Here is a 2,604-nt window from a genome sequence, read left to right on the forward strand (position 1 = left end):
TTGGTCGCAGCTTTGGCGCTAAGGGTGGTCTGTGTCCTGCAACGGTACGAGAGACCAGGAGGGATACCCGGCTGGTGCCCTTGAGGGCTCGGCCTCTGCACGTTGGTGTGCGGGCGGGTGGAGAGGCTTGGGGCGGGAGCTGCCTTGGGGCGAGAGGCCGGGGGCCGTACGCTCGCCTGCGGATCGGGCGGGCTCCTGGCCTGCCCGCAATGGCCCGATCCGGCCCCCGGTCTTCGAGGCTCGCCCCGAGGTGGCTGTCTCAAGCCTCGGAGGCCGCCGCCCCAGCCGATTGCTATGACGCGGTCTTCGACGGAGACGGAGGTGGCTTGGGGGTCGGCCTCTGGCTGGTCTCGTAGATCTTCGCCCCGCACCGGCAGTAGGTACCGTCCCGGCGCTCCTCCAACTGGCCGAGGTGCAGACAGCCCGTCACGGACGCTGCTCCCCGGGGGCGGACCGGGCGGCGTCGATTTCGCTGAGCAGCGCCGGGCGGACGTGGCGGATGGTCGTTCGCCACCGGTGGTCGGTGCGCAGGCATCGCAGCCACACGCGGCTGTCGACGGGCGTCTCCAGGATCTCCCCGACGCGGTGGTGATGGTCGGACCAGACGGCCATTCCGGCCAGCGGCTTCCAGGACGCCGCGTCTCTGTGCAGTGCTTCGGCAAGCTCCGTCGCCACGGAGTGCGGCATGTCGCTGATGGAATAGGAAGGCCGTCCATCGATGTCGCGACTTTGCACACGGCTGGGCAGCAACCCCTTCAGATGGAGTTCGTCGCGGAGGTCGCGCAGAACGGTATCCCTGGCGCTGACAACGCTCGTTGATGACATGGTGTCCCTTCCCGGTGTACTGCGTCGGACACACAGCGTGTCGGGATCGGCGCGACGTCTACAGGGACGGAACGTCCCCGTTTCGCGCTCTAGTCAGACACTCCCAGCCGTTCTGCCAGACGGCGAAGTCCCGGCGGTCGCTGGGGAAGTGACCAGAGGTCACGGACGATGGCGACCGCGAGTGTGTGATGGCCGAGCCACGCGGGTGCGACGCGGTGGAGCCGTTCCAGAGTCGCCACGGCATTTTCTGCGTTGCCCAGATCGGTATGCGCCCGCGCGATGTCGAGCAGGAGCCACGTGCGCCAGGACGGTGGGACGTCCTTGCTCAGGCGCATGCCGCGCGCCAGGTCCAGTGCCTCGCGGGGACGCTTGTGCTGGACGGCGAGCCGGACGCGCTCGATGCGTACGGACGATCGGCTGAAGACGCTCACCAGCCGCCCGTCTTCGGGTGGAGGCAGGCGTGCGAGCCGCTTCGCGGCGTTCTCGGCGGATGTCATCATCTCGTCGGCGCGTTCGTAGTCGCCGCTGCGGGCGTATGAGGTGGCGGCGGACATCAGCAGGCCGCCGCGGACCCGGACGCCTTCCGCGGTGTCCGTGCGGCCTTGTTCGACGCGGTCGGCAGCGAGGATGGCCAGATGGAGCGCGTCTTCCAGTCGGGCCTGGCGCTGGTAGGACCACGCGATGGAGGTGGAGATCATGCCGGGCAGAAGCGGATCGGCCGACTGCTCCGCCGCATGCATCGCTCGCTCAAGGGCGGAGAGCGCCAGGTCCGTCTTGCCCAGGCGAATCGCCACATGCCCGCCCAGTTGCAGCGACTTCGCCAGTATTGCTGCCCCGCGCGCCCGCTGGTCGTCGGTGCCGACGGAAGCAGCGAAGCGACTGTCGGCGATGATTCCGGGGAGAGCTGACATCAGGGCGGGGAAGTTCGCCTTGTGGTACTGCGTCCAGCCCGACGAGATGCGCTGTTTCATGGCCGCCGGTGAGGGGCGCGGCGTGCTGGGTTCCGGCGGGAGCGCCAGCAGCGGTGGAGCGATGGCCCGGCGCAATGCCACGAGCTGAGGAGAGTCGACGAGTGATCCACTGGCTACTGCGGGCGGCTCGCCCAGCAACGCGGTCAGCTCGACGCCCAGACCGGCGGCAAGAGCATGGAGGGTTGGCAGGCGGGCTGACGTCTTCCGTCCTTGTTCCAGCCTCTTGACAACATCGACGGACACGCCGGCCCGGTCGGCCAAGGTCTCCTGTGTGAGTCCCGCAAGGCGGCGCAGCCGACGGAGATCAGCACCAAGGCTCATGTTCCCAAGAGTAGGCGGCCACAAGCCCCTGCAACCGTGACCCGTGATCCACTGCGGCATCAGTTCGCGGGCGCGGCGGCGGATGCGTTGGGGCGGTGTGGCCATCGGCCGGTCCGGGCTGCTTGTTCAGTGGTGCTGGCGGTGGTGCGCGGCCGAGCCGTTCGCGCGGGACCGGCCGAAGGCCGCAGCCCGCGCGAAGGCGGCTGGGACCGCCCGCGCGCCGGTAGGCGCGCGCTCTTGAGCCAGTGAAGAAATTTCGGACCGGGATGCCCCCGGGCGGTTGGCGGCGTGCGGCCGGTGGGGCTCGGCGCAGCGCTGGTGCGCAGCGCTGCTGCGCAGGTATGCGTGGGGGACAGGTGTCGGGCGAGCGGGCACAGGCAGGGGCGGTCCAGCGTCGCCCCACCGGAAACTCCGGTGGGCGTAGGGACGTTCGAGCGACAGAACGGCCGGGAGACGGCCACCGTTAGCGCAACTTCTCCTCGCCGCG

2 protein-coding genes are annotated in these 2,604 nt (G+C 69.5%); both read right to left on the reverse strand.

Going from position 1 to position 2,604, the window contains the following annotated elements; translation table 11 throughout:
- Positions 1 to 426: 426 nt before the first annotated feature.
- Positions 427 to 687 (reverse strand): hypothetical protein, encoded by a 261-nt coding sequence (locus STBA_RS35345; RefSeq protein WP_077063902.1) that lies wholly within the window; start codon positions 685 to 687, stop codon positions 427 to 429.
- 227 nt (positions 688 to 914) lie between these two features.
- A complete protein-coding gene (locus STBA_RS35350) occupies positions 915 to 2,117 on the reverse strand; it encodes a helix-turn-helix transcriptional regulator (protein ID WP_077063903.1) in 1,203 nt (400 codons plus the stop codon).
- Between the last annotated feature and the right edge of the window lie 487 nt (positions 2,118 to 2,604).

It is taken from the genome of Streptomyces sp. MP131-18 (assembly GCF_001984575.1).
In the GTDB taxonomy this organism is placed as follows: Bacteria; Actinomycetota; Actinomycetes; order Streptomycetales; family Streptomycetaceae; genus Streptomyces; species Streptomyces johnsoniae.

Coding starts and splice junctions, on each gene's coding strand:
- STBA_RS35345 (WP_077063902.1), bottom strand. CDS start 687: ATGCCGCACTCCGTGGCGACGGAGCTTGCCGAAGCACTGCACAGAGAC.
- STBA_RS35350 (WP_077063903.1), bottom strand. CDS start 2,117: ATGAGCCTTGGTGCTGATCTCCGTCGGCTGCGCCGCCTTGCGGGACTC.